This is a genomic window from Caulobacter sp. B11 (assembly GCF_002737765.1).
Taxonomy (GTDB): domain Bacteria; phylum Pseudomonadota; class Alphaproteobacteria; order Caulobacterales; family Caulobacteraceae; genus Caulobacter.
In genome coordinates this window covers 1-4,308 of the sequence record NZ_PEGG01000270.1, presented here as the reverse complement: position 1 = coordinate 4,308, position 4,308 = coordinate 1, and the positions used below count along the sequence as shown (strand labels likewise).

Sequence of the window (4,308 nt, the reverse complement as noted above, 5' to 3'; positions counted from 1 at the left end):
GGCCGACAGCGCCCGCCGATGCTGTTCGGTCTGGTACATCAGATGATTGACATAGGTTGGCAGCGGAATGCCGCGGCCCCTTGGATCGTTGTCAGGCATGGTTCCCCCCGCGCCGATGCGATGTCATCTCACAAGCACGGGGCGCGCACAATCATCGCCCGCCCTTAGGGAGACGCCGAAACCCCCGCTGCCTCAGCGGCGGCAGAACCCACGAAAAAGCCCCGCGAACCGGGTTCGCGGGGCCGGCGGACGTCCCGAGGGCAGGTCGTCACGCGGTCTTCAGGGCCGGAGGGCTCAGGCCTCGCCGACGGCGGTCCGGCGATTGCGGGCCCGGCTCATCCAGTCGTCCGGATAGGTCTCGCGCACCACGATCGAGCGGAACTGGCCGACGGCGATGCTGGCGTTGTCGCCCGGATTAAGGTCGCGCGACACCGAGTGTCCGGCGAACTCCTCGATGATGGTGATGACCTGGCTGCTGCCGGCGGTGTTCTCGATAAAGACCATGTTCATGACGGGTGTTCCCGAAGGCGTTGCGGGGAGAGCGGGGGAAGGTTGGACGATCAGCCGATGCGGCGTTCGACGGGCAGGCGCTGACGGTTCCAGGTCTCGACCTCGGTGGCCGACTGGAACCGGCGGAAGGCGCCGCGAGCGTGATCCTCGCAGTATGACGCGCGGGCCAGCTTGTCGCGACCACAGAAGCCGAAGTCGCTCATCCCCGGATCGCCGATCGGCCAGCGGCAGGAATGGGTCGACAGGCCGACGATGCTGGCCGTGGGCGCCATCTCGACCAGGGTCGAGGCCATCCGTGGCGGTCGGGCCGCGACGGCGCGCGGCGTCTGGCCGGTGTCACGGACATCGCGCGCCCTGGGTTGGGCCCGGGTGACCCGGACCGTGGTGCGGGAACGAACCGGGACTTCGCGGACCGTGATGCCCAGGCGGTGCACCTTGCCGATCACGGCGCTGCGGCTGACGCCGCCCAGTTGTCGAGCCACCTGGCTGGCGCTCAGACCTTCGAGCCACAACTTACGCAGGGTGGCGGTGCGTTCTTCGTTCCAATCCATGACGCTTGTCCGTATCGGGCTAGCGGGGTCTGCCCCCCGCCTCTCTTGGGTAGGATCATGGTTAATTCCGGTCAATTTCTTATGTGCAAACCCACGGTTTGCGATTCGAAAATTCCCCTTCTGAATCCAACAGTTGCCATGCGTTGTCGCAGGCGGCTCAGTAAAGCATGGCGATAACTTGACGAGATAACGGCGCTATTCCAAGATTTTCTCGCTCAGAACCTGAGCTCTAATTGAATGCGGCGCGGCGTCGCATAACTTGCGACATAGTGTCTTCTGGAGATTCTGAATGCGCCTGCTTCATCTCGCCGCCATCGTCGCGCTGTCGGCCGCGACCGTCGCCTGTTCGAAGAGCCCGGAGGCCTCCTCCTCGGAGACCGCGCCGCCGACTCCGGCCGCCGAACCCGTCGCGGCCCCGGGGCCGACCGACGTTGAAAAGGCCGCCGCCCTGGCCGCCCTGCCCGCCCCCTACAACACCGGCGACCTGGCCAATGGCCAAACCAAGTTCGCCCTCTGCCGCTCGTGCCACACCCTGGCGGAAGGCGGCCCCAACATGACCGGCCCCAATCTGTACGGCATGTTCGGACGCCAGGCCGGCAGCCTCGAGGGCTACACCTATTCGGCGGTGGTCAAGGCGGCCGGCTTCGCCTGGGACGCCGAGCATCTCGACAAGTGGCTGGCCGATCCGCGCGGCTTCATGCCCGGCACCAAGATGTCGTTCGCCGGCCTGAAAAACCCCAAGGACCGGATCGACCTGATCGCCTATCTCAAGGTCGAGAGCGGGTTCAAGCCCGCACCCTGACATGAGCCCCGCCGAGCGTCTCCTGACCCTATTGTTCGAGGCTTACAACCACCGGGATTTCGCGGTGTTTTCGGCGGGCCTTCATCCCCAGATCGATTGGCCGGACCAGACGCGCGGCGGGCGTCTGGTCGGCCTTGAGGCGCTCGAGGCCTATTGGGCGCGCAACGACGAGATCATTCGCGTCGAGGTCACCCCTATCCGCTTCGAGCGCCTGGCCGACGACCTGATCCGCGTTCACGTCAACCAGGTGGTCCGCAACCTGGCGGGCGGCCTGTGGTCGGATCTGGAAGTGCTACACGACTACAGCTTTCGCGACGGACTGGTCTCGCGCCTCGACCTGATCGCCGCGAGCGCCGACGATGATCTCTGACCCCAGGATCCTGATCGAGCGTCTGCAGGCCGCCGTGGTCGACCGCGACCTCGATGGGGTTATGTCCTTCCTGCATCCCGACGTCGTCATGCCCGACTATATCGACGGCGGCGAGGTGCGGGGGCAGGCTCAGGCGCGGGCCTTCTGCGTCCGCGTGTTCGAGACCCTATCTCCCGGCGTCGATGTGCTGGAGGTCGAGACCCTGCCCGACGGCCGGATCCGCGCCCTGCTGCAGGCCGCCCTGCGTGACCGCACCGGCAAGGTCTGGTCCGACAGCCGGGTGCGGGTCACCTACGCCCTCGTCGACGGGCTCATCCAGCGGATCGAGGCCGAGGAACTGCCCGGCTAGAGCAAAAGCTCGGCGCAGGCGTCGAGAATGGCGCTCGGGTCGAGGCGGTAGGTCGCATAGAGGTCCGGCAGGTCGCCGGACTGGCCGAAGGTCTCCAGGCCCAGCGCCCGCAGCCTCTGGCCCCGCACCGATCCCAGCCAGGACAGGGCGGCCGGCGAACCGTCGATCACCGTCACCAGGCCGGCGTCCCGCGCCAGCGGCGCCAGCAGCCGTTCAATGGTCGAAACCCGCGCCGCGCCCTCGGTCCAGCGCGCGCGTCCCGCGGCCGTCCAGTCGCGATGCAGGACGTCGGCCGAGGTCACGGCCAGCAGGCCCGCCCCCGGCACGTCCTCAAGCAGGGCCTCGTGCGCCGCCAGGGCTTCGGGGGCCAGGGCGCCGGTATAGACCACGGCCAGACTCGCGCCCGGGGCGGGCTCGCGCAGCCAATAGGCGCCCTCGACCACGCCCTGTCGCCAGGCGTCGTCGGCCCGCTCGGGCTGGGCGATCACCCGGGTTGAGAGCCGCAGATAGGTGGCGCAGCCGTCCGGAGCCTGGATCCGCTCGAAGGCATGGGCCATCAGGACCGCCGTCTCGTCGGCGAAGGCCGGCTCATAGCTGTCGAGCCCGGGCTGGCTCATGCCGATCAGCGGCGCGCCGATCGACTGGTGAGCGCCGCCCTCGGGAGCCAGGGTCAGGCCGCTGGGCGTGGCGACCAACAGGAAGCGGGCGTCCTGGTAGCAGGCATAGTTCAGCGCATCGAGGCCGCGGGCGATGAAGGGATCGTACAGCGTCCCGACCGGAAACAGCCGCTCGCCGAACAAAGGCGCGGTCAGGCCCAGGGCCGCCAGGGCGATAAACAGGTTGTTCTCGGCGATCCCCAGCTCGATATGCTGGCCCGTCTCGCCCATCGACCAGACCTGGGCCGAGGGGATTCGGCGGCGCTTGAAGACGTCCTCATGGGCCCGACGGTGGAACACGCCGCGCCGGTTGACGAAGCCGCCCAGATTGGTCGAGACGGTGACGTCGGGCGAGGTGGTCACCACGCGCCCGGCGAATTCGTCGGTCTGGCGCGAGATCTCGAACATCACCTTGCCAAAGGCGGCCTGGGTCGACTGTTCGCCGCCGCCCTGGACCGGGGCCAGCAGCGCCTCGACGCTCGGCGTGGCGATCAGGGGTGCCACCGGATTGCGGTCGACCTCGGCGGCGAAGGGCGCCCGGGCGATCAGACCCTTGAGGGCGGTGCGCTCGGCGCTGGAGAGCCCCGAAAAGGCGTCCCACTCCTCGCCCTCGACCACGCCCAGGCGCTCGCGCAGTTCGGCGATCTGGGTCGGGGTCATCAGGCCCGAGTGATTGTCCTTGTGGCCCTGGAACGGCAGCCGCAGGCCCTTGACGGTGTAGGCGATGATGAAGCGGGGCGCGTTATCGCGGCTGGCCTTGTCGAAGGCCTCCAGGATGGTCTCCAGACAGTGCCCGCCCAGCTCGGTCATCAGCTCGCCGAGGTCGACATCCTTGTAGCCGCCGATCAGCGCCAGGGCCTCGGCGTCGCCGGCCAGGTCGGCGGTCAGCCGCTCGCGCCAGGCCGCCCCGCCCTGATAGGTCAGGGCCGAATAGAGGTCGTTGGGGGCCGTCTCGATCCAGCGCTGGAGGGCCGCGCCGCCGGGCCGGGCGAAGGCCTCGCGCTGGCGCTTGGACCATTTCAGGGTCTCGACGGTCCAGCCGGCCGCCTCGAAGATCTCGCCATAGCGGT

General features: G+C 68.3%; 6 protein-coding genes. 3 read left to right on the top strand and 3 right to left on the bottom strand.

The window, feature by feature from the left end; genetic code table 11:
• Window positions 1-294 precede the first annotated feature (294 nt).
• Together CSW58_RS10835 and CSW58_RS10830 are read right to left on the bottom strand one after the other, a co-directional pair.
• Window positions 295-510 carry a hypothetical protein gene (locus CSW58_RS10835; protein ID WP_099447291.1) on the bottom strand — a complete coding sequence of 72 codons (216 nt, stop codon included), beginning with the start codon at window positions 508-510 and terminating at the stop codon, window positions 295-297.
• A 50-nt stretch (window positions 511-560) separates the two neighbouring features.
• Window positions 561-1,061 (bottom strand): GcrA family cell cycle regulator, encoded by a 501-nt coding sequence (locus tag CSW58_RS10830; protein ID WP_099447290.1) that lies wholly within the window; start codon window positions 1,059-1,061, stop codon window positions 561-563.
• 289 nt (window positions 1,062-1,350) lie between these two features.
• Between CSW58_RS10830 and CSW58_RS10825 the strand changes: the two genes are divergently transcribed.
• Genes CSW58_RS10825 through CSW58_RS10815 form a run of 3 tightly spaced genes read left to right on the top strand, consistent with a single transcriptional unit; the run spans window position 1,351 to window position 2,582 of the window.
• Window positions 1,351-1,863, top strand: a complete 513-nt coding sequence (locus CSW58_RS10825) for a cytochrome c family protein (protein WP_099447289.1) — start codon at window positions 1,351-1,353, stop codon at window positions 1,861-1,863.
• Between the two features lies 1 nt (window position 1,864).
• Window positions 1,865-2,233, top strand: coding sequence for a nuclear transport factor 2 family protein (locus CSW58_RS10820; RefSeq protein WP_099447288.1), 369 nt, complete (start codon window positions 1,865-1,867; stop codon window positions 2,231-2,233).
• A complete protein-coding gene (locus tag CSW58_RS10815) occupies window positions 2,223-2,582 on the top strand; it encodes a nuclear transport factor 2 family protein (protein WP_099447287.1) in 360 nt (119 codons plus the stop codon). The genes CSW58_RS10820 and CSW58_RS10815 overlap by 11 nt, the downstream gene beginning before the upstream one ends.
• Here CSW58_RS10815 and CSW58_RS10810 read toward each other — a convergent pair.
• A partial coding sequence (locus CSW58_RS10810) for a transketolase (protein ID WP_099447286.1) occupies window positions 2,579-4,308 on the bottom strand: 1,730 nt, incomplete at its 5' end. The genes CSW58_RS10815 and CSW58_RS10810 overlap by 4 nt on opposite strands.